The 25,512-nt window shown below is 68.9% G+C and carries 20 protein-coding genes and 1 pseudogene; 5 read left to right on the top strand and 16 right to left on the bottom strand.

Annotated features, from left to right (window positions below; translation table 11 throughout):
- Positions 1-139: 139 nt before the first annotated feature.
- Both L324_RS36940 and L324_RS36935 read right to left on the bottom strand, forming a co-directional pair.
- Positions 140-1,048 carry a sterol desaturase family protein gene (locus tag L324_RS36940; RefSeq protein WP_037319987.1) on the bottom strand — a complete coding sequence of 303 codons (909 nt, stop codon included), beginning with the start codon at positions 1,046-1,048 and terminating at the stop codon, positions 140-142.
- A gap of 47 nt (positions 1,049-1,095) precedes the next feature.
- A complete protein-coding gene (locus tag L324_RS36935) occupies positions 1,096-1,869 on the bottom strand; it encodes a helix-turn-helix domain-containing protein (protein ID WP_037319983.1) in 774 nt (257 codons plus the stop codon).
- A 431-nt stretch (positions 1,870-2,300) separates the two neighbouring features.
- Between L324_RS36935 and L324_RS36930 the strand changes: the two genes are divergently transcribed.
- Positions 2,301-2,942 carry an SRPBCC family protein gene (locus tag L324_RS36930; protein ID WP_037319980.1) on the top strand — a complete coding sequence of 214 codons (642 nt, stop codon included), beginning with the start codon at positions 2,301-2,303 and terminating at the stop codon, positions 2,940-2,942.
- 54 nt (positions 2,943-2,996) lie between these two features.
- Here L324_RS36930 and L324_RS36925 read toward each other — a convergent pair whose 3' ends face one another.
- Genes L324_RS36925 through L324_RS36915 form a run of 3 tightly spaced genes read right to left on the bottom strand, consistent with a single transcriptional unit; the run spans position 2,997 to position 5,082 of the window.
- The gene (locus tag L324_RS36925) at positions 2,997-4,211 is read right to left on the bottom strand and encodes a WXG100 family type VII secretion target (RefSeq protein WP_037319977.1); all 1,215 of its coding nucleotides are present in this window, start codon (positions 4,209-4,211) and stop codon (positions 2,997-2,999) included.
- Positions 4,208-4,540: a DUF2563 family protein gene (locus tag L324_RS36920; protein ID WP_328286162.1), complete on the bottom strand. Its 333-nt coding sequence runs from the start codon at positions 4,538-4,540 to the stop codon at positions 4,208-4,210. Before L324_RS36920 ends, L324_RS36925 begins: the two co-directional genes overlap by 4 nt.
- Positions 4,537-5,082: a YbaB/EbfC family nucleoid-associated protein gene (locus L324_RS36915; RefSeq protein ID WP_037319972.1), complete on the bottom strand. Its 546-nt coding sequence runs from the start codon at positions 5,080-5,082 to the stop codon at positions 4,537-4,539. The genes L324_RS36920 and L324_RS36915 overlap by 4 nt, the downstream gene beginning before the upstream one ends.
- A gap of 209 nt (positions 5,083-5,291) precedes the next feature.
- Here L324_RS36915 and L324_RS36910 point away from each other — a divergent pair, with 209 nt between their 5' ends.
- A complete protein-coding gene (locus L324_RS36910; protein ID WP_235783757.1) occupies positions 5,292-5,669 on the top strand; it encodes a RidA family protein in 378 nt (125 codons plus the stop codon).
- Here L324_RS36910 and L324_RS36905 read toward each other — a convergent pair whose 3' ends face one another.
- A complete protein-coding gene (locus L324_RS36905) occupies positions 5,670-6,374 on the bottom strand; it encodes an SDR family NAD(P)-dependent oxidoreductase (RefSeq protein WP_037319970.1) in 705 nt (234 codons plus the stop codon).
- A 95-nt stretch (positions 6,375-6,469) separates the two neighbouring features.
- Here L324_RS36905 and L324_RS36900 point away from each other — a divergent pair, with 95 nt between their 5' ends.
- The gene (locus L324_RS36900; RefSeq protein ID WP_037319968.1) at positions 6,470-7,087 is read left to right on the top strand and encodes a TetR/AcrR family transcriptional regulator; all 618 of its coding nucleotides are present in this window, start codon (positions 6,470-6,472) and stop codon (positions 7,085-7,087) included.
- A gap of 56 nt (positions 7,088-7,143) precedes the next feature.
- Complete coding sequence (locus L324_RS36895; RefSeq protein ID WP_037319965.1) at positions 7,144-7,731, top strand: hypothetical protein; 588 nt, start codon at positions 7,144-7,146, stop codon at positions 7,729-7,731.
- Positions 7,732-7,733: 2 nt separating this feature from the next.
- Here the strand turns inward: L324_RS36895 and L324_RS36890 are convergent, their stop codons facing one another.
- The 7 genes from L324_RS36890 to L324_RS36860 all read right to left on the bottom strand — a co-directional run bounded on the left by L324_RS36890 (position 7,734) and on the right by L324_RS36860 (position 14,551).
- Complete coding sequence (locus L324_RS36890; RefSeq protein ID WP_037319963.1) at positions 7,734-8,648, bottom strand: SDR family NAD(P)-dependent oxidoreductase; 915 nt, start codon at positions 8,646-8,648, stop codon at positions 7,734-7,736.
- 68 nt (positions 8,649-8,716) lie between these two features.
- Positions 8,717-9,919, bottom strand: a complete 1,203-nt coding sequence (locus L324_RS36885; RefSeq protein WP_037319961.1) for an ATP-grasp domain-containing protein — start codon at positions 9,917-9,919, stop codon at positions 8,717-8,719.
- Positions 9,916-10,971: a cysteine synthase family protein gene (locus L324_RS36880; protein ID WP_037319958.1), complete on the bottom strand. Its 1,056-nt coding sequence runs from the start codon at positions 10,969-10,971 to the stop codon at positions 9,916-9,918. Before L324_RS36880 ends, L324_RS36885 begins: the two co-directional genes overlap by 4 nt.
- Positions 10,968-11,951 (bottom strand): ABC transporter substrate-binding protein, encoded by a 984-nt coding sequence (locus tag L324_RS36875; RefSeq protein ID WP_037319956.1) that lies wholly within the window; start codon positions 11,949-11,951, stop codon positions 10,968-10,970. Before L324_RS36875 ends, L324_RS36880 begins: the two co-directional genes overlap by 4 nt.
- A complete protein-coding gene (locus tag L324_RS36870) occupies positions 11,948-12,736 on the bottom strand; it encodes an ABC transporter ATP-binding protein (protein ID WP_081736588.1) in 789 nt (262 codons plus the stop codon). The genes L324_RS36875 and L324_RS36870 overlap by 4 nt, the downstream gene beginning before the upstream one ends.
- Complete coding sequence (locus tag L324_RS36865) at positions 12,736-13,821, bottom strand: FecCD family ABC transporter permease (RefSeq protein WP_438938479.1); 1,086 nt, start codon at positions 13,819-13,821, stop codon at positions 12,736-12,738. The genes L324_RS36870 and L324_RS36865 overlap by 1 nt, the downstream gene beginning before the upstream one ends.
- The gene (locus tag L324_RS36860) at positions 13,811-14,551 is read right to left on the bottom strand and encodes a class I SAM-dependent methyltransferase (protein ID WP_037319951.1); all 741 of its coding nucleotides are present in this window, start codon (positions 14,549-14,551) and stop codon (positions 13,811-13,813) included. The genes L324_RS36865 and L324_RS36860 overlap by 11 nt, the downstream gene beginning before the upstream one ends.
- Positions 14,552-14,814: 263 nt before the next feature.
- On the opposite strand from L324_RS36860, the pseudogene L324_RS36855 reads away from it, so the two are divergent.
- Positions 14,815-16,059, top strand: a pseudogene (locus L324_RS36855) (HNH endonuclease signature motif containing protein); the annotation flags it as partial.
- Between the two features lie 381 nt (positions 16,060-16,440).
- Here the strand turns inward: L324_RS36855 and L324_RS36850 are convergent.
- The 3 genes from L324_RS36850 to L324_RS36840 are packed head-to-tail and all read right to left on the bottom strand — an operon-like array spanning position 16,441 to position 25,510.
- Positions 16,441-22,737 (bottom strand): non-ribosomal peptide synthetase, encoded by a 6,297-nt coding sequence (locus L324_RS36850; RefSeq protein ID WP_201769698.1) that lies wholly within the window; start codon positions 22,735-22,737, stop codon positions 16,441-16,443.
- Positions 22,738-22,751: 14 nt separating this feature from the next.
- The gene (locus tag L324_RS36845) at positions 22,752-23,921 is read right to left on the bottom strand and encodes a cytochrome P450 (protein WP_037319948.1); all 1,170 of its coding nucleotides are present in this window, start codon (positions 23,919-23,921) and stop codon (positions 22,752-22,754) included.
- A complete protein-coding gene (locus L324_RS36840; protein ID WP_037319947.1) occupies positions 23,918-25,510 on the bottom strand; it encodes a (2,3-dihydroxybenzoyl)adenylate synthase in 1,593 nt (530 codons plus the stop codon). The genes L324_RS36845 and L324_RS36840 overlap by 4 nt, the downstream gene beginning before the upstream one ends.
- Positions 25,511-25,512: the final 2 nt, after the last annotated feature.

The raw sequence follows: 25,512 nt of genomic DNA, 5'->3' as shown, positions 1-25,512 counted from the left end.
CCGCGGTCTGATGTCTCCAATGTGGCATTGGGGGCACTCAGCGTCCCCAATGCCACATTGGAGACATGCCCGGCTCCCCCTCAAATAAAACACGTGAGCTCGCTGCAGGCGGCGGCCTGCAGCGAGCTCACGTGGGCGGTCAGTGTGAAGTGGATGCTGCCGGTTCGGTGGGCGCCTTCGCGTCGAGGTCGTCGGACGTGCAGGCTCCGCTGGAGCGGAATGGTTCGGCGAGTTGGGCCAGGTAGGCGTCCGGGTAGTTGGGCTTGGCGGCCATACCGAGGTCGTCGCTGGTGAATTGACGCTGGGGATCGTAGGAGTAGGTGCGGAACAGGTGATCCCACAGCAGCGTGAACAGTCCGAAGTTGACGTCGCCGACGCCCGCCCATTTGAGGTGATGGAAGCGGTGAGCCTGGTTCAGCGCCAGCACGACACGCAGCGGCCCGACCCGATAGTCCACATTGGAGTGTTGCAGCAACAGTTGCACGACGGCGCAGAGCGCGACCGCGTAGGCCACGCTGGTGGGCATGCCCAGGAGAATGAGCGGGGCGAATCCCACGGCGGTCTCCAGGGTCTGGTGCAGTGGGTGTTTCATCAGCCCGTTGAACCCGTAGGCGCGTTTCACGCTGTGGTGCACCGCGTGCAGCCGCCACAGTGCCGGAATCTTGTGGCTGGCCAGGTGGACCAGCGTGATACCGAGATCGGCCACGAGTATCGCGGCCAGCACCTGCACGACGAACGGCCACTCGCCGGGCCAGATCCCGTCGAACGGCGTGATCGCGGTGAGCACGGGCACCACGGCGAGACTGGCGATGGTGAGCGATTCGTTGACCGCCGCATGGACGGCATCGCGCCGGTCGTCGCCACGCGCCGCGTTCCACTCCTGCCGGTAGGGCAGGACGCGCTCGGCGGCGAAGGACACGGCGATGGCCAGCAAGACCAGACCGACCAACCATAATTTGGAAGCCCCGGCCGCGGCGATGGCGACGCCGGCGCCGTTGACGGCAAGGAGCATGAACGGCACGTAGCCGTATCTCACGAGTTTTCGCATGTCCCGAGCCTGCTGGCCACAGGCGTGCGGCGGCTTGAACGAACTCGCTAACCCTCGCGATCCGGCTCACACCAGCGCACCGTGTCGACCAGATGCGAGGGCGCCAGGCCGAACATCTCGTGGCTGACCCGGGTGAGATGGGCACTGTCGGCGAACCCGGCGGCATGCGCCGCCGCGGTCAGCGTTCCACCCGCACGCGCGTGATCGATCGCGCGCCGGAGCCGAGCCCACCGCACATACGCGCGAAACGGCAATCCGAGTTCCTCGCCGAACAGATGTCCTAGCCGCGATGCCGACAGGCCCACGGCCGCGGACAACCGAGCGAGTCCGGCCTCACCGTCGAGCATCGACGGAAGCAGCGCCATCGCCTGGCGCAAAGCCGGGTGCACCGAGCGCGGCGGGATGTCACCCCCGACCTCACCGAGCAGCCGGTCCGCCCACTGCGCCGGTTCGAGGGAGGACAATTCGACGTCGGGTGGTGCCAGGCCCGCGGCGGCCCATGCCGCGGCCGAGTCGACAGGCAGCCCGGTTCGCCGCACCCGCGCGGTCAGCGCGTGCCCGATGACGCCGGCCGGATCGACGAACACGAGCAGCCCGGCCGACCCGCCGACCATCTCGTGTTCCGCACCGGCCGGAATCACCATCGAGCCGCCGCGGACCCGGTCGCCCGACGCGTCGCGCAACTCGACCGCGTCACTGGTGGCGACGATCTGCACCGCGGCGTGCCGATGCCGGTGCGCGGACGCGATCTCACCCGCGTAGATCAGCATGCCGGGACGGAGCATCGCCCGTCCCTGCCAGGTTCTCCGGCGAGTCAACATCGGTCAACCTCGATTCCTTCGCCCACCAAGGTGCGTTGACATGTGTGAATCACCGCAGGTTGCCGAGAGTAACGGTCGGCGCGACGGGAGTCTGCCGGACACTGCCTGTCCACAAGGGACACTCGTGAGGTGCTACATGCCTCGTCGAAGAGTCTCTCACCGGCGGCCAGGTAGTGAAGGTGTGAAGGTCGAGTTTTCTCGGCTGAGCCGAAGGAAGGGAGCCTTCACGCGCCATCGGTGTGACTGGTGGTGCCACTGAGTCCACGGGTGAGCCCTCGCATCACCGGACACGAGCGCGCCACGTTTGACCCAACCGAGTTAGAACCTCTCACTCTTCCTCTTGACACTCACCTCCGCTCGGTTATAGCTTCTAACTACAGCAAGAGCCACTAACCCGGCGGGCTGGAACGGCCGGGAATCGGAGGAAGATCATGTTCGGAACTCGCATCGGAGCGCGCGCCGCTCTGCTCGCGCTCCCGCTGGCCATCGCCGGGGTCCTCGGTGGCACGGTGCCCGCCCAGGCCGCCGCTCCCGCTCACGACACCAAACCCGCTTCGCTTACCTGCCAAAGCAAAGGCATCGACCCGGCGGCCAAGGTGCACTATCGGACCGAGACCTTCATCAAGGCGCCGCTGCGCACGATCTGGAACCTGCAGACCGATGTGGAGGCTTGGCCGACCTGGCAGAACCCCGTCGTCCCCATCACCATGAAGCGCCTGGATCCGGGTCCGCTGCGTAAGCATTCCCAGTTCCAGTGGACCATTCCGGTCCCGCCCGGCACCCCCTTCCCGCCCGGCGACGTGGTCATCACCTCGACCGTCCGGCAGCTTCAGTCCGGGAAGTGCATCCGCTGGACCGGCCCCCTCGACGGCCCTGGCGGCATGCATATCGACGGCATCCACGTCTGGAACTTCGTGAAGGTGCCCGGCGGCGTCATCGTCCGCACCGAGGAGAGCCACACCGGGCCCCAGGTCGACAAGGACGTGCCCAATTCCACCGAGATGCTCGGCCAAGGCCTCGAAATCTGGCTGAAGGACCTCAAGACCGCCGCCGAAGCCGACCCTTGCCGCTGACCGGAAAACACGGAAGCCCCGTACCGCGAACGGTACGGGCTCCGGTGCCGGTGATCATTCCGGCGGCGGCTCTTTCGCGGCGGGCGGGATGGACTTCATCATCTCGATGACGGTCTTGCCCGCCATCCCCGAGGCGCCGTAGGTCGGGTCGCTCAGGATCTTGACCACCTTTTCGAGCACTTCCGCGCTCTTGCCGAGCCTCTTGGTCAGCTCGGGCATCGGCATGCTGGTCCAGTAGTCGAACTTCTTCATCATCTCCGGGGTCGCGTCGGGCATCTTCGACAGCTTGTCCCGCACCACCCAGGTGGCGATGTCGCTGAGCTTCTTCGGCTTCTCCGTGGACAGGTCGGGTTTCTTCACGTCCTCGATCGGCTTGTGCCCACCGGCGCCGCCGCTCGGCGGTGGTTTGGCACCACCGGAACCGGGCTTGGGCACCTTGATCTTGTCGATGTTGCCGCTGAGCTTCAGCTTGACGACCTCGTCGGCCTTCCCCCGCGTCTTCGCCAGCAGCTTGAGCATCTCGGCGAGCCGCTTGGCGACGTCGGCGATCTGCTTGGCGATCTTGGCGATGGCCACGCCGACCGTGGTCATGATGGAGGTGATCGCCGCGATGATCGAGCCGCCGAAGGTGACGGGCGCCAGTGCCACCGCGACGATCGCGGCCTTGAGGATGCCCGCGAGGGTCATGGCGATGATGTCGCGGACGATGCCGCGGACGGCGCCGATCATGGCACCCGCGATGCCCATCTGCTTACCGGCGAAATTGACGTAGTCGGAGAGCGCGTCGATCTGCGCGGCCACGCCCTCCATGTCGGCCCGGAACTGGTCCGCGGCCGCACCCTGCCAGGACTCCATGAGGTTTTTGGTGGCTTTCGCGTGGTCTTCCGACCACTGCTTCACGGTCTGGCCCTCGGCGTAGATCGCCGCCTTGGCCGCCTCGATGCCCTTCGGGTCGCCCAGCAGGAAGTCCAGTGGCCAGCGGAAGATGACGATGTGCTCGATCAGCCAGCCGATCCCGGCGGTGAGCAGCGATCCGATCGGATCGAGGACCATGCCGAGGATCTCGATCGCCATGCCGGCCGAGGCCATGCCGATGCTGAGGCTGTCGCCTTCGTTGACCGCCCTTTTCAGCGCGAACGCGGAATCGAAGAAGCCCGCGCCCGCGGTGTCCCCGCTGCCTGCGAGGAAATTGTTCTTCGGATCCTTGAAGTCGTCGGCGTGGACCCCGCTGCCGTTCCCGAAATCGTTGCGGTGGTATTCGTCGCTCACTTGACCTTCACGTCCCCGATCCCGTCACCGGCGGCGGTGATCAGCTTTTCGGTTTCCTGTTCGTTGGCCTCGTACTTCTTCGCGGCGTCGCGGACCTTGTCCGAGAACTCCTGGACGTTCTCCGAATACTTGTGCAGATGGTCGCGCGCCTTGGCGCAGTGCATGCTCGCGCCGGCACCGTAGGCCTGGCCGCCGAAGATGCCGAAAAGGCCGGGGTCGGCGACGCAGCTGCCCACCATGTCGGCGCTCTTCCGCAGCGCTTCTTCGAGTTGGTCGAGATGGGTGGCGTACTTCTTCAGCGCCTCCGTCGTGACATCGAATCCGCTCACCACGGGCTCATTTCGTCGTCGTCGGGGCTGGCGGGCCGGCGGGTCCGCGGCGCCGGTGGCTTCGGCGGGCTCGGTGGCGGTGGTGGCGGCGGGGTCCAGCGGCCCGGCTGCGGCGGCCGTTCCTCGTCGTGCGCCTCCGGAGCCCACTTGTTCTGCTCCGGGTGGTCCGGGACGGCTTCCTCGTCGTCCTCGATCTTCGGCAGGAACGTGCGGACCAGCTGCGCGGCCTCGTCGTCGCCGTTGATCTCGGTGTAGGACTCCGCGACCCGCACCGCGGTCATGCGCTGGGCCTCGCGCACGGTCTGCATGACGAGCGCGGAGAGTCTCGCCGGGCCCAGCGCGCACGCCCGGTTGCCGAACTCGATGGAGCTCAGCGAGCCGTTGGCCTCGACCTTCACCGTCACCGAGCCGTCCGCGGATCGTGCCGTGGACGCGGACGCGGTGAACGCGGCGGTCAGGGCGCTGGCCTTTTCCTGGAGTTTCCTGGCCTCCCGCTCCAAGAGCAGAGCGAAGTCCTCGCCAGCTTCGAAATTGGGGTGCATGCGCCGCCTTGGGCTCGATCCGACAGGGTCGCCACTGGGGAAGGGGCCGACGACGCGGAGCCTAGGGCAGCGCCGCCGATTTCGCGGACTACCGGGCATCAACCTTGCCCGTACGAACCTTGCGCCTTGCCCGAGAACGCAACCCCTGCCTCGGCGCCGCACCGGAACACACTGGACCGGATTCACCCGGATGTGCTTTCGTTCGGATCATGACTGAGCGGCTGAACATCGCCTCCGGCGGGGACTTCGAGAAGATTTTCGGCTACAGCCGGGCGGTGCGCGTCGGCGAGCACATCCACGTTTCCGGGACGACGGCGCGGGAGCCGTTCCGCTCGGGAGACGCCTACGAACAGGCGACGGCCGTGCTCTCGATCATCGCGACGGCGCTCCAGGAGGCCGGGTCCAGCTTGGCCGCGGTGGTCCGCACGGTCACCTACGTGACCGACATCAAGGACGCCGAACTGGTGGCGCGGGCACACCGTGAAGCCTTCGGTGACGTGCTGCCCGCGGCCACCATGGTCGAGGTCTCGGCGTTGCTCGACCCGAAGATGAAGGTCGAGATCGAGGCCTACGCCATCGAGAAATAGCTACTTCCCGAACGAGCCGACCAGCGCTTCGGGCGCGTCGCGCTCGGCCTGGAGCTTCCAGAAGGCGTCGGCGAAGACGTCGGGGTGGATCACCTCGGGCTCGAAGTCCAGCGGCCCCGAAGTGAGCGTCAGGTGCGGAACGCTGCCCTCGATCAGCGCCCCGACGTTGACGGCTCCGGCGTAGACGCCCTTCTCGGCGAGCACGGAATTCAGATTGTGGAAGTAGTTCCGCAGCGCGGCCTGCGCCATCCCCGCGTTCCCGAGGAACGGCGCCGGGTGCAGACCGGATTGTCCCGCGGTGAACAGGATCGCGCCGTCGCCCCGGTCGGCCATCCCCGGCAGCACGGCGCGCACCAGCGCCACCGCGGACACCAGGAACCGGTCGAGGATCAGCCGCAGATTGTCCGGATCGACGTCGAGCACCGGCACGATGCCCTCCCCCATGTTCCCCCCGCCGGGATTGAAGGCGGCCACGTCGATCCGCCCGATGGCGGCGACGGCCGCTTCGATCTGCTCGGGTTCGTAGACGTCGGCGGCGAACCCGGTCGCCTCGATGCCGTCGCGGGCGAGTTCGGCGACGAGCGCGTCGAGATTCTTCGTGGTCCGCGCGACCAGCGCGACGCGGAACCCCTCCCGGCCGAAGCGCCGCGCGAGCGACAGCCCCAGCACCGGTCCGGCGCCGAAGATCGCGAGCGTCTTGGTCATGTCGTCCTCCCAGAAGAATTAAGTTGAGGATGCCCTCAACTTCTTCGAAGGTACACACAAGTTGAGGCCGCCTTCAACTTGGCTAGGATCCCGGTATGGCCAAACCACTGCGGAAGGACGCCCAGCGCAACCGCGACCTGCTGGTCGAGGCCGCCAGGGGCCTTTACGCGGTGCGCGGTCTCGACGTCGCGCTCGAAGAGATCGCCAAGACGGCGGGCGTCAGCATCGGCACGCTGTACAACCACTTCCCCCAGCGCGCGGAGCTGGTGGACGCCGTGTTCGCGGACCGGACGAAGACCGTCGTGAGCATCGCGGAACACGCGCTGGCCCTCGACGACCCCTGGGCCGGGCTGACGCATTTCGTGGAACGGATCTGCGAACTGCAGGCCGCGGACCGCGGCTACAACGAACTGGCCTCGACCCGGCCGCCGCCGGCGGGCGACCACGAACGCGGGTACGAGCTGATGACCCGGATCGTCGACCGCGCCAAGGAGAGCGGCGCTCTGCGCGCCGACTTCACCCTGGAGGACATGGCCTTCGTGACCTGGGGCATCGCTCGCACGGTGGAGGCGACCGCGGCCCTCCGACCGGACGCCTGGCGCCGCCACCTCGCGCTCTTGTTCGACGGGATGCGGGCCGCGGCCGCGAACCGGTTGCCGGAACCACCGTTGCGGCCCGAGGAGCTGGCACGGCTCATGGGGCACTGCGGCTGAGAACCCGTGGCAACCTCGGGCCCCTTCGGTGCGTATTCACCCCGGAGGGAGATCCCATGAAGACGAAACTTCTGCTCGCATCCCTGGCAGGTGCGCTGTTCGTGGTGACGGCGTGTTCGGGGGAGGCGCCGCAGGCGGCACCGGTGACCGTCACCGTCACCCCGTCGTCCCCGGCACCCTCGTCACCCGCCGGGCCCGACCCGAAGACGGTGGCCTGGCTCGACGGAATGTGCGGCGCACTGTTCGGCTATATCAAGGCCAGCAACGATCACGCGAGCAAGCAGGGATCGGGCGTCGAGGTGACGCGCAGCTGGCTGAGCGAAAACCTCGGGGTTCGCGCCGGACTCGCGGGCAAGGTCGTCGACGAGCTGACCGCCCTGCCCGCGTCACCGATCCCGGGCGGGGACGCGGCGAAGAAGTCCACTGTGGATCGCTTCGTCGCGGCACGGGACGCGGCGGCCGAAGGGAAACGGAAACTCGACGCCTCCACCGGCAAAACCGCGCTGGACCAGGGACTCAAGGCCCTGGAAGCGGCCCAGAAGCCGCTGATGGAGACCACCGATCCCTTCGCGAGCCTCAAAATGGACTCGCCGGAACTGCTGGCCGCCGCCGCAGCCGCCAAGAAATGCGCTCCTTCCTCCTGAACTCAGGCCGGCGGGGTGAAGCCGGGCGGCATCGTCATCGGCCGCCCGGCGTTCAACCCGCCGTCGACGAGGACGGAAGTACCGGTCAGGTAGGCGAAGTCCGGTGAGGACAACGCCAGCACGGCCGAAGCGATCTCCTTGGCCTCACCCATCCTCGGCAGGCCGTGGACATTCAGCGGTCCCCAAGCCCGCTTGAACCGCGCCCACAGGTCGTCCGGGATCCCCGGCGGGCGCACCAGTCGCGTGTCGGTCGTCCCCGGGTCGATCGAAAGCACCCGGATGTCCTTGGCGCCGTAGTCCAGGGCGGCCGCGCGCACCAGACCCTGGACGGCCCGTTTGCTCGCGGTGTAGGCGGCGTGGCCTGGCCGGGTGTGGTCCGCCTGCGCGGAAGCCGTGCAGACGATCACCCCGCCGCCCGCCTTCAGCAGATGCGGGACCTCGTACTTGATCGCGAGGAACATGCCGCGCGCGTTGGTGCGCTGGACGTCCTCCCAGTCATCGAGCGAGATCTCGTGCACCGGCTTCGCGAGATGGATCCCGGCGTTGTTGAACGCGATGTCGAGCCTGCCGTATCGGCGGGCGACGTCGTCCACGAACGCCTGGACCTGCTCCGGCACCCGGACGTCCGCCTTGAGGTAGGTCGCCTCCCCGCCCGCACGGCGGATCTCCCGCTCGACCTCGCGGCCGAGTTCTTCCCGCCTGCCACAGAAACCGACCTTGGCTCCGGCCGCGGCGAAGGCGATTGCCGTCTCGCGGCCGATACCCGACGTCGCCCCCGTGACGAGCACGACCTTGCCCGCGAACCGCCCCCTGCTTCGCTGAGCTTCCTGCGCCGTGGCGGTGTTCCCGGCCAGCATCGCCACACCGGCGGCCGCCGCACCCCCGAGCACCGCGCGCCTGCCCACTGCTTCGCCCACAGTTTCCTCCCGGATGGATAGCTTCACTTCCCAAAACAGAAAGTAGAGCTATCCATCTGAGAGAATTCTCAAGAACCGGGGAACGGCTCGATCTCGGGGGTGATCCCGCCCGCCGCGGCGAGCGCGCGATGCAGGGCGAGTTCCGCCGTCGGCCCCTCGGCCAGCACGATCCCGGTACAGGACCGCTGATCCGTGAGGTGCCGGATCTCGTCACCGGGACTCGCCGTCGGGTACCACTCCGGCGCTCCGGGAAGGCCGGGCAGCCGATCGAGCCCGGACCAGCCCTTGAGCACGCCTTCCACCGCGGGATACGCCAGGACGAACCCGATCCCGGGTCCCCCACCGATTTCCTGCGTGAGCAGCGCGGGTTCTTCGCCGAGCGCCAGGGAGATCATCGCCGAATAGACGTTGGTGCCCAGCGACCGGCACAGCGCCTCGCCGAGCATCGCCCCGCCGATCCGGATGTTGATCTCGACGACCTCCGGCCCGTCGGCGGTGAGGACGAATTCGGTATGCGCGAAGCCCTGCTCGTGCCCGGCGGCCTTGAGCACCTGACCGATCCATTCGGCCAGCTGGGCGTGCTCGGTGTGCGGGAAGGCCACCGGGAACGCCGCGGCCTCCTCGCGCCGCACGGGTTCCGGCGACAACTGACGGGACAGTATCCCGAGCAGCCTGGTCCTTCCCTGCCAGGTAAGGGTTTCGGCGCTGTAGAGCGGGCCGGCGAAATAGGGTTCGGCGATCAGATGTCCCTTGAGCGGCGTGTCCTTCGCCGCCGACCTGACTCGTTCGAGTTCGGCGGCGTCGCGGACCAGCCATACACCGCGTGACGACGTACCCGAGGAATCCTTGATCACCAAAGGAAAACCGAGTTCTTCGGCGACCATCACGGGCGCCGGGCGGCCGCGGGTGAGCCCGTGTTCGTACAGCAGCTCACGCACCGCGCCCTTGTCCCGCAGCACGCGGACGGCCGCCGCGTCAGGACCGGGCAGGCCGAACCGGGCGGTGAGTTCGGCGCCCGGCAGGGCCCAGGTGTCGGTGGAGTTGATGATCCCGGCGAGATCCGGGATGGCGTGGAACGCGGCTTCGCAGGCCGTGAGATCGGTGGTGTCGATGTCGACGACCGCGACCCTGTCGGGGGCGAGCATCCCGAGTTCGTAGCGGTAGATGTCGCGGTTTCCGGTGAACAGCACCAGTTTCCGCCCGGCCTCCGCCGCGGCGTCGGCCAGCCTGCCCAGGCCGAAGGTGAGCGCCTCCAGCAGCACGATGGTCATGACGCTCGTTCCTTCCGGTACAGCGGTTGTGCGGGTTTCCCGAATCGGCGGCGCCGCCAGTCCATCGCCGCCCACGGCAGGGCGAGGTCGTCCAGTGACACGATCTCACGCGGCGCGAGCCCCGCCGGATCGAGCGCCTCGCGATGCCGGGCGAAGACCCTTGCCGTGTAACGATGCCCGGTGTCGGCGCCGATCACGACGTGGGTCCGATCCGGATTCCGGGCGGCCTCCCAGCCCGCGACGAGATACGCGGCACCGGTCGAAAGCCCGGCGAACACGGCGTGCTCGCGCATCAGGCCGACGGTCGCGGCCATCGCGTGCACGAAGTCGAGCCAGTGGATCCGGTCGTACAGCTCGTGATCGACGTTGTCGAACGGGATGGCCGAGCCGATCCCCGCGATGATCGCGTCCGGATCGGTGAACCGATCGCTGCCGAACGTGACGCTGCCGAACGGCTGGACCCCGACCAGGCGGACGTCCGGATCGCGTTCGCGCAGCACCCGGGCGATCCCGCCGGTCGAGGCGCCGGTGCCCACGCTGCCGACGACGGTCAGCGGCCCGGACGGCAGGGCGCGGGCGACCAGACCGGCGACTTCGCCGTAGCCCAGGTAGTGCACGGGATCGTGGTACTGGCGCATCCAGTGCATGTCCGGATGGCACGCCAGCAGTTCGTGCACGCGGGCGACGCGGCGCCGCTGATCGAGGCGGAGATCCTCCGACGGCGGCATTTGGTCCACCGTCGCACCCAGGATCTCCAGCTGCGAGCGCATCGTGAGGTCGACGGTGGTGGACGCGACGATGTGGCACCGCAGGCCGTAACGGTGACATGCCATCGCCAGTGCGAGCGCGTAGATCCCACTGGAGCTGTCGATCAGCGTCTGTCCTTTTCGGACCGTGCCGTCGGCGAGGAGTGAGCGGACCGCGCCGAGCGCCGCGTAGACCTTGAGGGTTTCGAACCGGAGCAGCACGATGTTCGGCGCGAGGCGGATCAGCGCCGGTGTCTTGATCGCGTCGGTGACGTGGTCGTGGATCAGCCCGGTCATCGCGGTCACCGGCCGATCGAACGCAGGTACGCGGCCAGCGATTCGGCGCCCGCCGCGTTGCGCGGGCCGCTCACGAGGTCGCCGTAGGAGATGACGTGGAACCGGTTGTCGCGTACGGCGGGCGTGTTCTTCAGCTGTGGCGCCGATTTGATGAACGCGATCTTGTCCTTGGCAGGCTGGTCGGCGTAGTCGACCACGACGATCACCTCGGGCTCGGCCTTCACCACCGCTTCCCAGCCGACGCTGCCCCAGCCGTCCTGGAGCTCACGGAAGACGTTCGTCCCGCCCGCGGCGTCGATGATGTCGTTGGGAGCGGCGTGTTTCCCGGAGGTGAAGGGCTGATCGGTGCCGGAGTCGTAGACGAACACCTTGGCGGGCGGGGTCTTCGGCGCTCCGGCACGGACCTTGTCGAAGCGCCCCTTCAGTTCCGCGACCAGTTCGTCGGCCCGCTGGCGGACGCCGAAGATGTCGCCGAGGTTGCGCAGATCGGTGTAGAGCGCCTCCAGCGGTGTCACCTCGGCCTTCGCGGCCGGGTATTCCCAGCAGGTCTCGGTATGCAGATAGCTGCGGATGCCGATCTGGTCGAGCAGCTTCGGGGTGATCCCGCGTTCCTCGCTGAACCCGGAGTTCCATCCGGCGATCACCCAGTCCGCCTTGGCGTTGACCAGGATCTCGCGGGTGACACGCGACGTGCCGAGCCGCTCGACCCGCGCGTAGTCGTCCCTCCACGGCGAACCGGCGATCGACGGGTCGCCGAGTGAGTTCATGACGTACCCGCGCATCCGGCCGGCGAGCCCGAGCGCGAACATCTTCTCGGCGCCGGAGACGTCGTAGGCCACCGGACGTTGCGGCACGGGGAAAGTGACCTGCGCGCCACAGTTGGTCACCGTGGCCTGCGCCGGGGCGGCGGGCCCGGCCTCGACCTGGGCACCGCAGGCGCTCAGGAGCAGTGCCGCGGCGAAGAGCGCGGTCACCCTGGACGGCTTCATCGTGAGATCCCCTCGGTTTCTTCGGTCGAAAGGTCGTAGAGCAGCTGGAGCGCGCCTGTCGCGGGATGGGTCACCGGCGTGACCTGGACGCCGAACACCGCCTGGACCGTTTCGGGCGTGAGGACTTCGGCCGGGGTACCGCAGGCGGCGAGGGATCCACCGCGCAGCAACGCGATCCGGTGACAGACGGCGGCGGCGAGGTTCAGGTCGTGCAGCGCGACGAGCACGGTGAGCCCGCAGTCGCGCAGGAACTTCAGCAGTTCGACCTGATGGCGGACGTCGAGATGGTTGGTCGGCTCGTCGAGGATCAGCACCTCCGGCTCCCCGACCAGCGCCCGCGCCACCAGCACCCGCTGGCGCTCGCCACCCGAAAGCGTCAGCACACTGCGCTGGGCGAGGTGGGTGATGTCCATGCGGCGCAACGCTTCCCGGCACAACGCGCGTTCGCGGGCCGAGAGCCGGAGATTGCCGCGCTGATGCGGCGACCGGCCGAGCGCGACGACCTCCTCGACGGTGAAATCCAGATCCGCGCGGCTGTCCTGGGTGAGCGCGGCGATCCGGCGGGCGGTGTCGCGCAGGCCCTGCTCCGCGATGTCGGCGCCGTCGAGCAGGACGACGCCGCTGGACGGTGTCAACGCCCGGTAGACACAGCGCAGCGCTGTCGACTTGCCGCTGCCGTTGGGCCCGAGGAGGCCGACGACCTCACCCGCGCCGACGTCCAGGTTCAGCGCGCGGATCAACGTCGAACCCGCGACTTCGACCGACAGTTCGCGCAGGGACAACATCAGCGGCCCCCGAACGCGTAACCGCGGCGCCGCATCACCACGAGGAACACCGGGACGCCGATCAGCGCGGTGATCACGCCGAGCGGCAGCTCCTCCGGCGCGACGAGGGTGCGGGCGAGCAGGTCGACCCAGACCAGGAAGACCGCGCCCACCAGCGGGGCGAGCGCGAGTACGCGACGATGCCCCGAACCGGCGACCATCCGCACCACATGCGGCAGGACCAGCCCCACGAACCCGATCGATCCGCTCACCGCCACCAGCAACCCGGTGACGATCGCGGTGAGCAGGAAGAGCCAGCGGCGCAACGCGGCCGCGTCGATGCCCAGGCTGACCGCGGTCTCGTCGCCCATGGACAGGACGTCGAGCGCGGTGCCGTAGCGCAGGAGGACCACGATCGCGACGGCCACCCCCAGCGCGGCCAGCGGCAGGGACGCCCAGGTCGCCGCCCCGAGGCTGCCGAGCAGCCAGAACAGCACGGTCTGCGCGGCCTGGCCGTTCGGCGACAGGTAGACGAGCACGCTCATCACGGCTTGGAAGGCGTAGGTGAGCGCGACGCCGGTGAGCACGAGACGCAACGGCGTCAGGCCGAATTTGCTGCGGGCGGCGAGGTACACCAGCGCCGTCGCACCCAGTGCCCCGAGGAACGCGGCCGTGGACAGCGCCAGCACCCCGAGCCCCGCGAACAGGCCGAACACCACCACCGCGGCCGCGCCGACCGAGGCACCCGAGGAGATCCCGAGCACGAACGGATCGGCGAGGGCGTTGCGCACCAGGGCCTGCACCGCGACCCCCACCACCGCGAGCCCGGCGCCGACCACGGCCGCGAGCAGGACGCGGGGGGTGCGAACCTGCCAGACGATCGAGTACCCGGTGACGTCGTCGGCGGTGATGGTGCCGCCGGTGATCGCCTTGCCCAGGTAGCGCAGGACATCCGGGAGGGCGACGGTGGTCGGGCCGAGCGCGATGCCCGCGACCAGCGAAAGCACGAGTGCCGCCGACAGCAGGATCACCGGACCGGTGAGCCGGAGCGATCGGACGGTCTCGTCGTCGGGCTCCGCGAAGAGGCGGAGCGGCTCAGCCCGCACGGACGCCACGCACGATCAGGCGGCGCGCGCTGTCGTCGTACGGCGAGCCGTCGAAGTCGCCGAAGCACTCGACGTCCGTGAAGCCCACCGCCTCGAACAGCGCCTTCAGTTCCGCCGCGCTGTAGAGGAAGGACAGAATCGACGCCTGCTTCACTTCACCATCCCGGACCAGGGTCCAGTCGGTCTTGAGGCGGGTCCAGTCGTCGAGAATGGTGTCGCGCATGAACACCGTCCCGCGGTCGACGTCGACCGCTTGGGGGCGGCCCACCCAGCCGGCCAGCACCTCCTTGCCGAGCACGTCGACCAGCAGCGAGCCGCCGGGCGCGAGACTGGCGAAGGCGTTGCGCAGCACCGTCCGGTTGTCGCCGGGCTCGGTGAAGTAGCCGAACGACGTGTACATGTTGATGATCAGGTCGTACGTGCCGGGCTCGACGTACTCGAGCATGTCGGCCTGTACGAGCTTGACGCTGACTTCGGCCGCTTCACACACTTCGCGCGCGCGTTCGAGCATGGCCGGGCTGAGGTCGACGCCGGTCACCTCGGCGCCCTTCCTCGCCAGTGGCAGGACGTGGGTCGCCGGACCGCACGCGAGATCGAGCACCCTCGCGCCGTCGGCCACCTTGAGCAGCGGCGACGTGGCCATCAGGCGTTCGGCCTCTTCGGCCCGGCTGGGCGGGAACATCACGTCCGCGAAGCCGACCCACAGGTCGTCGTCCTCGTACCAGTGCATCTCTCTCCGCTCGCCGGGCCACAGGATCCAGCCCCACAAGTCGTCGGAAGGTCGTCCCCGGTTCCCGGGGTGGCGACCTTTCTCGTGGAGTGATCACCTTCGCCACGCTGCGTGCCGGGCGGCAGTGGTCTGGACCGCCGACGTTCCGCTTCACAGAGTAGCCGTGGCGTTCCCCGCGAATCACTCTTCAGTATTAAGTTCGCCGTTTTATTGTTGCTCAAAATTACGAACATGTGTTCGAATTTCTTTGGTATTATCGTGGGGTGTCCGAGACGATCCTTCCCGAGTTGCCGCAGGAGCTGTGGCGCGCTGGCAAGCTGGAGCTTGCCCATGGCGTGCAACAGTTCCTGCAGGTGATCCGGGTCGCCACCGCCGGACTGGGGCGGTATCTGGCGGAGATCGAGTCTCGGGGCGCGAAAGACTTGTACGGCTACGGATCGACGATCAAATGGTTCGCTGATGTGGCGGGACTTTCCTTCGGTGAGGCGCGGCCGGTGGTGAATCGGGCGATCGCGTTGAATCCCACGCGTGGTTTGGATGGGACCGAGCTTCCTCCCTTGGCGCCCGCTACCGCGGCCGCTGCTGCTGAGGGGGCGGTCGGGGACGAACGGATCCAGCAGGTTCTGGACTTCCTGGCGAGCCTGCCGCTGGATACGTCGATAGAGGACCGGGAGAGCGCGGAGAAGACCTTGGCCGACCTGGCCCGGCACGCCGGTCCCCGGCAACTGGCGGAAGCCGAACAGAACCTACTCGGCTGGCTGGATCCTGACGGGGCTGAGCCGAAAGAGCCTGAGCCGAAGCAGCCCCGCCGCGAGTTGACGTTGGAGCGCCGCAAAGACGGGTTCTGGAAACTCAACGGGCTCCTCGACGACGAAGCCGGTGCCCGCACCGCCGCGGCCCTGGAGGCCTACGCTGCGCCGCGCCCGGTCGACGAGTTCGGACAGGCCGATCTGCGGACCAAACCCGAACGTCTCGGTGATGCGTGGGTGGACCTGGTCGATTTGGCGGTCGCCTGCCCCGACCAACCGGGGACCTCCGGCTACCGCACCCTCGTCCATGTCACCATCGGCCTGGAGGAGCTGAAGTCGGGTCTCGGCACCGCGTGTGTGGATTTCGTCGGGACGATGACCGCCCGCGACGCCCGGATGGCGGCCTGCGACTGCCTCATGCTTCCGGTCGTTCTCAACGCGGCTGGTGAGCCGCTGGACGTGGGACGCATGCGACGGTTCGTCACCCCAGGCCAGCGACGGGCGTTGAACATCCGTGACGGGGGCTGCGCCTTCCCGGGCTGTCATCGGCGGCCGAAGAACTGTCACGCCCACCACATTCATCACTGGGCAGACGGCGGACCCACTGACCTGCGGAATCTCACCCTGCTGTGCGGGTTCCATCACAGGTTGATCCACCACGGCGACTGGGAAGTCCGCATGGCCGCCGACGGCCTGCCCGAGTTCATTCCGCCCCAGTATCTGGACCCGCTCCGAAGAACCCGGCGCAACACCCTCCACCGCGCCGCCTNNCCACCGCGCCGCCTGACCCTGCACCACCCGAGGAGCCCGCCAGCCACACCGGCGACGGGCCCCTCGGCATGCCCACACCCCCTCGGCCACGCCCCGAGCGCATTTAGCCGACTAAACGCGCTCCCCGACCGCACCGGACCGGGTGGATCGTGAGTGCTAAGTGCCGTTCTAGTGAGGGGTAAGTCAAGGGTGGCGTGACCGAGACCTGTAGCGCGTGAAGGCTCCCTTCCATCGGCTCAGCCGAGGAAACTTGGCCTTCACACCTTCCCCAGTACGTGAAGGCCTCCTTCCCTACCCTCAAGGTAGGCAAGGAGGCCTTCACTACCTGGCCGCGGTTAGTCGACTAAACGCGTGGCGACGGGCGAAGGGTCAGAGGGTTCCTTCCTCCGATTCCCCGGGCACCAAGGCGGCCAGTTCTCGCGCGACTCCCTCCACCGTCGGCTCGGCGAACAGCGACCGCAGCGGCAGGACGACGTCGTAGCGCTGCCGCACCGTCTCCAGCATCCGGGTCGCGCGCAGGCTGTCGCCGCCGAGCGTGAAGAAGTTCTGCCGACGCCCGACGGTCTCCAGGCCCAGCAGTTCCCTCCACAGCCCGGCCACCGCCGGTTCCCACTCACCCCGCGGCTCCTCCATGACCTCGACGGGTGCGGGCGCGGCCAGTGCGGCGACCGCGGCACGGTCGAGTTTCCCGTTGGCGCTCAGCGGGATCCGGTCCACCGGGACGAGGCGTTCCGGCACCATATGCGACGGCAACCGGGTGGCGGCGTCGGCGAGTACACTGTCCACTTCGGACGTTCCGGTGACGGCCGCGACCAGCCGCCGGTCCGCGCCCGTGCCGTGGACCGCGGCGACGGCCTGCGTGACGCCGGGCGCTTCGAGCAGCGCCGCCTCGATCTCGCCCAGCTCGATGCGGTGGCCGCGGATCTTCACCTGCTGATCCCGCCTGCCCAGGAACTCCAGGGTGCCGTCGGGCCAGTAGCGGCCGAGGTCGCCGGTCCGGTACCAGCGTGTGCCGCCGACCTCGACGAACCGGTCGGCGGTCAGGTCCGGGGCGCCGCGATAGCCACGCGCGACACCGGCGCCGCCGATCCACAGCTCGCCGGGCACCCAGTCCGGGCAGTCGCGTCCCAGCTCGTCGACCACCCGGAAAGCCTGGTTGCGCAACGGTTTCCCGTACGGAATGGACCGCCACTCCGGATCCACCTCGGTCACTTCGGTGAAGTTCGACCAGATCGACGCCTCGGTCGCCCCGCCGAGCGCGACGAACCGGAGGTCAGCCGCCCGGCCGGGCAGGTCGAGGCCGACCCAGTCACCGGAGACGAGCACGAGCCGCAGCGACGGGACCGACGGCGCGACGACCAGCAGCATGTCCAGCAGCGCGGGCACGGTGTTCCAGATCGTCACCCCGTGCCCGGTCACCAGTTCGTGCCAGCGCCGCGCGTCGCGACGGTCGTCCTCGTCGATCGTGACGACCGAGCCGCCCACGGAAAGCAGGCCGAAGACGTCGTACACCGACAGGTCGAAGTCCAGCGCCGACACCGCGAGCACCCGGTCGTCCCGGCCGACGCCGAAGCGGGCGTTGAGGTCGTCGATGGTGTTCAACGCCGACCGATGGGTGATCTCGACGCCCTTCGGCTCGCCGGTCGAGCCCGACGTGAAGATCACGTACGCCGACTCGTCGGGATCGGGCATCGCCGCGGCGGGCAACGGCGGGAACGACGCCGCGGCGGCGGGGACGACGGCGACGGCCGTGCCCGCCCGGGACGTGTCATCGGTGATCGCCAGCCGGACCTCCGCCAGTTTCAGGATGCGATTACGCCTGGCGGGCGGCTGATCGACACCGATCGGCACATACGCGCATCCCGCCGCGAGCACCCCGAGCACGGCGACGACCTGCTCCGGGCCCTTCGGCAGCACGACCGCGATCCGGTCGCCGGGTCGTGCCCCCTGCGCAACCAGCGCGGACGCCGTCCGCAGGGCCCGTTCGGCGAGTTCGCCGTAGGTCAGGCTCCCCACCAGGGCGACACGGCCGGGATCCGAGGCGGCCAGCCGGAAGAAGTCCGCGTGCAGGGCGCGCTCCGGCAGCGGACCTTCGGTGGCGTTGACCGCGGCCCGCACCGAAGCTTGCGCGGCGGGCAGCAGATCGGCCACCGGCGCACGCCAGTCCTCGGTCACCAGGAGGTCGATCAGCTTCAGGTACGCCTCGAACATCGCGTCGAGCAGCCCCGGCGGGAACAGTTCGTCGACGGCGTCCCAGTTGATCGCGATCCCGCCGTCGGCCTCGGTGACCTGGTGGTCGAGCCACACCTGCGGGGTCTGCGAGACACCCCAGACCTGGTCGGCGAACAACCCGCCGGACGACCGGTCCGCGCCCACGCCCAGCGCGCTCGTGAACACCACCGGCATGACGACCTCGGGGTCGCCCGTGGTCCGCGCGAGCTCCCGGCGCAGGTGCACTGCCGAAACGTCGCGGTGGTCCAGCGCCGCCCACAGTTCCTCCTGCACCCGGCGGGCGCGATCCAGCCAGCCGTCGCCGGGTTCGGGCCGGTAGCCGACGAGCAGCAGCGACGTGAAGTCGCCCATCACCCGGCCGATATCCGGATGCACCTCACGGCGGTCGAACAGGGTGAGGTTCAGCGTGAGGTCGGCACGGGCACTCCACCGGCCGACCACCTCGGAGAAGGCGCTCAGCAGCACCGCCGACGGCGTCACGCCGTGCTCCCGCGCCTGGTCCGTGATCCTCGTCCACCGGGCGGCCTCGATGACGGCGGCGCGACGGCTGAAGCGCGGGACGCCGACCTCGGCCGGTTCCTTGGCCAGCGGCAGTTGCGGCGCGGGCGGCAGTGTCGGCAGCTGCTCGCTCCAATAGCGCTCCGCCGCCGGGGAAGGAGGCGGGGTGGAGAGGACGTAGTCGCGGAACGAAAGGTCGACGGGTGGCAGCTCGGCGTCCGGATTCTCGTACAGGGCGGCGAGTTCGGCGTAGAAGGTGAGGATGCTCAACGCGTCGAGCACCAGATTGTCCATGCCGATCGCGAGCCTGGTCCGGTTGCCGTGCCGTACTCCGCGCACCGTGAAGAGCGGCCAGGAGGACGGGTCGAACACCTGATGGGACAAGGCTTCGCGCAACGCTTCGGGCGTCTCGTCGGTCACTTCCACCCGCAGCGGGGGTACTTCCGGCAGAATCCGCTGATCACCACGTTCGTCGAAGACCGCGCGGAGCATTTCGTGCCGCCGGATCAGCTTTCCGAGCGCGTCCTCCAGCCTCGGCACGTCGAGATCGTCGACGTCGTACTCGCGATAGAAATGACAGCCGATGCCGCCGAGGGTGAACCCGCTGTCCCGGCCGAGCCAATAGGCACGCTGGACCGGTGTCGGCGGGAACGGCTCGTGCCGGTTCTCCGGGTCGGCGACCAGAGCACCGCCGTCCACAATGGACTTGTCGAGTCCGAGCGAGGCCGCGAAGTCCCGGAGTACCGGGGCGGCGAACAACGCGCTCAGCGATACCCCGGTCAAGCCGTCGGAACGGAGCCTGCCGATCAGCCGGGTGGCCAGGAGCGAATCCCCGCCCAACGCGAAGAAATCGTGCTCGCGACCGATCTCGGGGACCCGCAGGATCTCGGCCCAGGCGGCGGCGACCAGGCGTTCGATCTCCCCTTCCGGTGCGGTGACCGGACGCTCGTCGCGGTGTTCGGCCAGCCTCCGCCGCAGCGCCGTCCGGTCGATCTTCCCGTTGGCGGTCAAAGGGAACGCGTCGAGTGTGACGACGACGTCCGGCAGCATAGGCGTGGGCAGCCGCTGGGCGAGGAAGTCCGTGAGGCCTTCCGGCGAACCGACCGTCGCGACGGCCAGCCTGCCGTCATCGGTCACCACGGCGACGGCTTGGGACACCTCGGGATGCGCGGCCACCGCGGCTTCGATCTCCCCCGGTTCGATCCGGTGGCCGCGAAGCTTGACCTGATGATCGGCCCGGCCGAGGAAATCCAGCGTCCCGTCCGGCAGGTACCTGGCCAGGTCGCCCGTGCGATACCAGCGCGTGCCGTCGACCTCGACGAAGCGGTCCGCCGTGCGGTCCGGATCGCCCCGGTAGCCGAGCGCGACACCGGCGCCGCCGATCCACAGCTCGCCGGGGACCCAGTCCGGCCGGTCCCGGCCGAGGCCGTCCACCACGCGGCAGACGACGTTGTCCAGCGGTGTCCCGTACGGTACGCAAGTCCACTGTGGATCGACAGTCTCGACTTCGAGGAGCGTCGAGTGGATCGCGGTCTCCGTCGTCCCACCGAGACCGGCGAACCGGCAGCCCGGCGCGCGGGCGGCAAGCCTGCCTGGAAGATCCGTTGTGACCCGGTCGCCGCCGAGCAGCACCACCCGCAGCGGCAGCACTGGCAGCTCATCGGTCACCAGCATCAGCATGTCCAGCAGCGCGGGGACGCAGTTGAGCACCGTCGCGTGATGCCGCCGCGCCAGCTCCGCCCAGACGGTCGCGTCACGGCGGCCTGTGTCACGCGGGCAGATCACCGCGCCACCTACCGACAGCGGGCCGAAGATGTCGTACACCGAGAGGTCGAATTCCAGCGCGGACAACGCCAGCGTCCGATCCCCGGCGCCGATCCCGAAGCGGGCGTTGAGGTCGTCGATCGTGTTCACCGCGGCCGGGTGGGAGATCTCGACTCCCTTCGGCTCTCCCGTCGAGCCGGAGGTGTAGATGACGTACGCGAGTTCCGTGCCGAACTCGGGTCTCGCCAACGGATCCCCGGCCGCCGGAAGCGAGTCGAGCACGAACCGGACGCCCGCCGACGAGAGGATGCGTTCGCGGCGCGCGGGCGGCTGGTCCACCCCGATCGGCACGTACGCGCAGCCCGCGGCGAGGACCCCGAGCACCGCCACGACCTGCTCTGGCCCCTTGGGCAGGGACACCGCCACGAGGTCACCGGCCTCGACTCCGCACGAACGCAGATACCCCGCGACCTCCAGTGCCCGCGCGGAAAGTTCGCCATAGCTCAGGACCCCGTCGGTCTCCCACAACAACGCGGGAGCGCCGGGATTCGCCTCGGCGAGTGAGAAGAACGGTTCGTGCAGCGTGTGCGCCGGCCGGTCGACCGTGGTGTCGTTGGCGACCGCGCGTACCTCGGCCTGGGACGACGGCAGCAACGCCGGTACCGGCTCCGACCACGCCTCGGCACCGGCGAGCAACCGATCGAGCAAGCGGCCGTAGGCGGCGAACATCGCCTGCGGCACCCCGGGGACGAACGCGTCCTCGCGGACGTCCCAGTTCACCAGCAGGCCGCCGTCGAGTTCGGTGACCTGTGCGTCCAGCCAGACCTGCGGGCCCTGCGAAATGATCCAGACGGCGTCACCGAAACACTCGCGGACCTCGCGGGAGAACAGCTCACCCAGCCCGAGCGCGCTGGTGTACACCACCGGCGCGAGTACCTGTTCCCCGTGCGAACGCGAGAGATCGCGCAGCACCTCGACGCCGGAGTACCCGGTGTAGGCGACGTCGGTGTGGAATCGGTCCTGCAACCGCCGCGCGCGTTCGGCGAAGGTGCCCTGCACACTCCCGTCCCATTCCAGCAGGACCGACGAGGTGAAGTCACCGACGAGGGCGTCCACGTCCTCGTGCAGTGGATCGCGGTCGAACAGCGGGAGGTTGAGCAGGAACCGGGGTTCGGCACTCCACGCGGTCAGCGTCTCGGCGAAGACCGCGGCCAGTGCCATGGCGGTGGTCAGGCCGTGACGGCGGGCGCCGTGTTCCAGCGTCCGGACCTCGTCCGCGGTGAGCTTCCGGTGCAGCCGGGTCACCCGGGCGGTGTCGCCGGGCTGCCCGGCGACCGGGAGCTGCGGCGCTCCGGGCATGGTCGGCAGCCGGTCCCGCCAGTACTCCGCTCCGGCACCGGTACGGCGACGTTCGGCCAGGTAACGCGGATAGCTGTAGTCCAGCGGCGGCAAGGGTTCGCCCCGGTAGGCGCGCGCGAGATCGGCCAGCAGGACCCGCAGGCTCAGCGCGTCGGCAGCGATCATGTCGAGGTTGACGTGCGTCCGGGTGCGGCCGTCCGGCAGCAACGACAACTGGACGTCGAACACCTCGCCCGCGCCGATGTCCATCCGGCGATGGGAAAGCCGGTCACGGAGATCGTCCAGCACAGAGAGGTCGGTGGCGTCGCGGAAGTCGTGGACCCGCAGCCCCGGCCAGCCACCCGGTCCGGCGATGCGCTGGGTGCCGTCGTCGTTGATCACCACCCGCAGCATCCCGTGTCGCGCGAGTACCGCGCGCACCGCCGGTTCCAGCCTGTCCGGTTCGACGCCGGTGCCGTCGAACTCGTGGTAGAAGTGCGCCGCGACCCCGCCGAGCCGCTGTCCCGGTTCCCGGCCGACCCAGTAGGCGTGCTGCATGAGCGCCAGCGGGAAGGAACCCGACTCGTCCACAGTGGACTGGGATACCGGCTCGGATTCCGGAGTGCCATCGGCGAGGAGCTTTTCCCAGGCCGAGAGGGTGGGCGTGGTGACCAGATCGGCGAACTTGACCTTCGCCCCGGCCTTCCGCCAGCCGCCGGCCAGCCGCATCATCGTGATCGAGTCCATCCCCAGCTCGATCAGGTTGTCGTCGGCGCCGATCTCGTCCAGTTCGAGCAGTTCGGCGACCTGCCCGCGCAAATCTTCGACAGACACGGAGAAGTCCTTTCTCACCAGGTGACGGGCATGCTCAGGGGGCCGCGGAAGAAGGTCGCGGTCTTCCACTCGATCTCGCCGGCCTGCCGGAGTCCCGGCAACCGGGTCACCAGTGCCCGCACCGCTTCCTGCAGTTCGACGCGGCCGAGCGGCGCGCCGACGCAGTGGTGGATCCCGTACCCGAAGGCCAGATGTCCTTGGGCGTTCCGGCCCAGGTCGAGCGCCTCTCCTTCTTCGAAGCGCGCGGCGTCACGGTTGGCCGAGCCGATCGACACCAGCACCGGCTCTCCCTGGCGTACCAGCGTTCCCCCGACTTGAACGTCTTCGGACGGGTAGTGCGCGAACATCGCGCTCGACGCCAGCGGGACGAACCTGAGCAGTTCCTCGACCGCGTCCGGGATCAGCTCCGGTTCGGCTCGCAACCGGGCGAGCTGCTCCGGATTCCGCAGCAGTACATGGAGGAAGTTCGGGATCTGGGACGCCGTCGCCTCGTACCCGGCGACGAGCAAGGCGATACACAACAGCATCAGGTCCTTTTCGGACAGTTCGTCGTCGGCGTCGCACGCCTCGACCAGCGCCGAGATCAGGTCTTCGGCCGGTTCCTCCCGGCGCCGCACGATGAGCTGCGTGAAGTACCCGGCCAGCTCACCGAGGTTGCGCTGCACCTCCTCGGGCGGGAGATCGGTGGCGAGCAGGGCGTCGTTCCACAGCCGGAACCGTTCGTGGTCCCGTGACGGCACCCCGAGCAGTTCGCAGATCACCGAAATCGGGATGGGTAGGGAGAAGTCCTTGACCAGATCCGCGGGCGCGCCGACGTCCTCCATCAGATCGATCAACTCGTTCGCCAGCCGCCGGACGTGCGGCCGCAGCCGTTCGACCCGTTGCGGCGTGAAGGTCTTCACCGCCAGCCCGCGGATCCTCGTCAGCTCCGGTGGGTCCATGGTCACGATCCCGCCGGGGATCCGCGACAGCGCACGCGGCGCGTCGCGCCGGTGCGCCTCCGCCCGGCTGAAGCGACGGTCGGCGAGGACCTGCTTGGCCTCCTCGTACCGCGTCACCAGCCAGGCGGGTTCGCCGAACGGCAGCCGCACCCTGGTCAGGCCCGGACGCTCGCGGGCTTCGGCATAACCGTCCGCGAGGTCGAGCCCGGTGAAGGAATTGAAGGGATAGTCGAACGCCGTCATGAGCGGACCTCCTGTCCGAAAGCGCCGAGTGCGCCGCGATCGACCTTGCCGAGACCGGTGCGGGGAAAGGACTCCACGACACGGACCTTGTCGGGGAGCTTGAACGCGGCCACGCCGAGTCCGGTCAGATGCGCGACGAGAGCGCGCCTGGTGGGCGGTTCCCCCTTGGGGATGACGAAGGCGCAAGTGCGCTCGCCCATCACCTCGTCGGGGAAGCCGACGATCGCGACGTCGTGCACGCCGGGATGGGTCAGCAGCAGGTTCTCGACCTCTTCGACCGGGACCTTGTCGCCACCGCGGTTGATCACGTCCTTCACGCGCCCCTCGACGACGAGTTCGCCGCCGGGCAGCCTCCGGACGAGATCGCCGGAGCGATAGAAGCCGTCCTCTGTGAACGACTTCTTGTTGTGTTCGGCGGCCCGGTAGTAGCCGCGGATCGTGTACGGGCCCCGGACCAGCAGCTCCCCGACCTCGCCGTCGGCGACGGGCTTCCCGTCCCGGTCGACCACGCGGACCTCGTCGTCCGGGCTGAGCGGACGCCCCTGGGTTCCGGTGACCAGTTCCTCGGGATCGTCGAGACCGGTGTAGTTGAGCAGCCCCTCGGCCATCCCGTACACCTGCTGGAGGGCACAGCCCAGACCAGGCCGGACCCGGCGCGCGGCCTCGTCCTTGAGCCGGGCGCCGCCCGCCTGCACCAGCCGCAGGCTGCTCAGATCGGCGTCGGTCTCCTCGGCCGCGTCCAGCCAGACCAGGACCAGCGGCGGGACGAGCGCGGTGGCGGTGATCCGCTCGCGTTCGATCAGGCCGAACGTCGTCTCCGGATCGGCCGACGTGGTGAGCGTGACCGTGCCGCCCGCCCAAAGCGTGCCGAGCACACCGGGGCAGGCGAAGGCGAAGTTGTGCGCGGCGGGCAAAGCGGCGAGATACCGGGTCTCACCGTCGAATCCGGCCGCTTCCGCGCTGGCACGCAGGTTGTAGTGATAGTCGTCGTGGGTGCGCGGGATCAGCTTCGGCAGTCCGGTGGTCCCGCCGGACAGCAGGAGGACCGCGACATCACCGGGTTCGGGCTCCGGAATGTCCACAGTGGTCTCCGCGGCAAGATCCTGGAACCCGGTGAACTCCTGCGGCTCCCCGACGATGACCACGTGCTCGACCCCGGTCAGCTTCCGGGCGAGCGGGCGGTGATCGAAGCCGCCGTGGACGTCCGGCGCGACATAGGCGACGGCCTCGGCGAGTGCGGCCAGGTGGGTGATCTCGTTTTCCCGGTGCGGCGGCAGGGCGAGCACGGGAACGGCCCCGACCCGGAACAGACCGAAGACCAGCGCCACGAACTCCGCGAGATTCGGCAGGTGGACCAGGACCCGGTCACCTCGGCCGATCCCCCTGACGTGAAGTCCGGCGGCCACTTGACCAGCCCAGTCGGCCAATTGTCGATAAGTCCACTTGCGGTCACCGTCGACGAGCGCGACGCGGTCCGGCCACTTCGCGGCGCCGTCGGTGAGGATCGAGCCGAGCGTGCTTCCCTGCCAGTACCCCTTGGCGCGGTAGCGATCGGCGAACTCGGGTGGCCAGCCGGTGAAACCTTCCATGG

It is taken from the genome of Amycolatopsis orientalis DSM 40040 = KCTC 9412 (assembly GCF_000478275.1).
Classification (GTDB): domain Bacteria; phylum Actinomycetota; class Actinomycetes; order Mycobacteriales; family Pseudonocardiaceae; genus Amycolatopsis; species Amycolatopsis orientalis.
Note: the sequence above shows the minus strand (reverse complement) of the source record. Positions and strands in the feature narration are given on the sequence as shown.

What these genes read in the sequence shown, in the direction of transcription:
- L324_RS36915 (WP_037319972.1), bottom strand. Translation starts at nt 5,082, where the DNA reads ATGCACCCCAATTTCGAAGCTGGCGAGGACTTCGCTCTGCTCTTGGAG.
- L324_RS36930 (WP_037319980.1), top strand. Translation starts at nt 2,301, where the DNA reads ATGTTCGGAACTCGCATCGGAGCGCGCGCCGCTCTGCTCGCGCTCCCG.
- L324_RS36840 (WP_037319947.1), bottom strand. Translation starts at nt 25,510, where the DNA reads ATGGAAGGTTTCACCGGCTGGCCACCCGAGTTCGCCGATCGCTACCGC.
- L324_RS36910 (WP_235783757.1), top strand. Translation starts at nt 5,292, where the DNA reads ATGACTGAGCGGCTGAACATCGCCTCCGGCGGGGACTTCGAGAAGATT.
- L324_RS36885 (WP_037319961.1), bottom strand. Translation starts at nt 9,919, where the DNA reads ATGACCATCGTGCTGCTGGAGGCGCTCACCTTCGGCCTGGGCAGGCTG.
- L324_RS36875 (WP_037319956.1), bottom strand. Translation starts at nt 11,951, where the DNA reads ATGAAGCCGTCCAGGGTGACCGCGCTCTTCGCCGCGGCACTGCTCCTG.
- L324_RS36870 (WP_081736588.1), bottom strand. Translation starts at nt 12,736, where the DNA reads ATGTTGTCCCTGCGCGAACTGTCGGTCGAAGTCGCGGGTTCGACGTTG.
- L324_RS36935 (WP_037319983.1), bottom strand. Translation starts at nt 1,869, where the DNA reads ATGTTGACTCGCCGGAGAACCTGGCAGGGACGGGCGATGCTCCGTCCC.
- L324_RS36860 (WP_037319951.1), bottom strand. Translation starts at nt 14,551, where the DNA reads ATGCACTGGTACGAGGACGACGACCTGTGGGTCGGCTTCGCGGACGTG.
- L324_RS36895 (WP_037319965.1), top strand. Translation starts at nt 7,144, where the DNA reads ATGAAGACGAAACTTCTGCTCGCATCCCTGGCAGGTGCGCTGTTCGTG.
- L324_RS36905 (WP_037319970.1), bottom strand. Translation starts at nt 6,374, where the DNA reads ATGACCAAGACGCTCGCGATCTTCGGCGCCGGACCGGTGCTGGGGCTG.
- L324_RS36940 (WP_037319987.1), bottom strand. Translation starts at nt 1,048, where the DNA reads ATGCGAAAACTCGTGAGATACGGCTACGTGCCGTTCATGCTCCTTGCC.
- L324_RS36900 (WP_037319968.1), top strand. Translation starts at nt 6,470, where the DNA reads ATGGCCAAACCACTGCGGAAGGACGCCCAGCGCAACCGCGACCTGCTG.
- L324_RS36845 (WP_037319948.1), bottom strand. Translation starts at nt 23,921, where the DNA reads ATGACGGCGTTCGACTATCCCTTCAATTCCTTCACCGGGCTCGACCTC.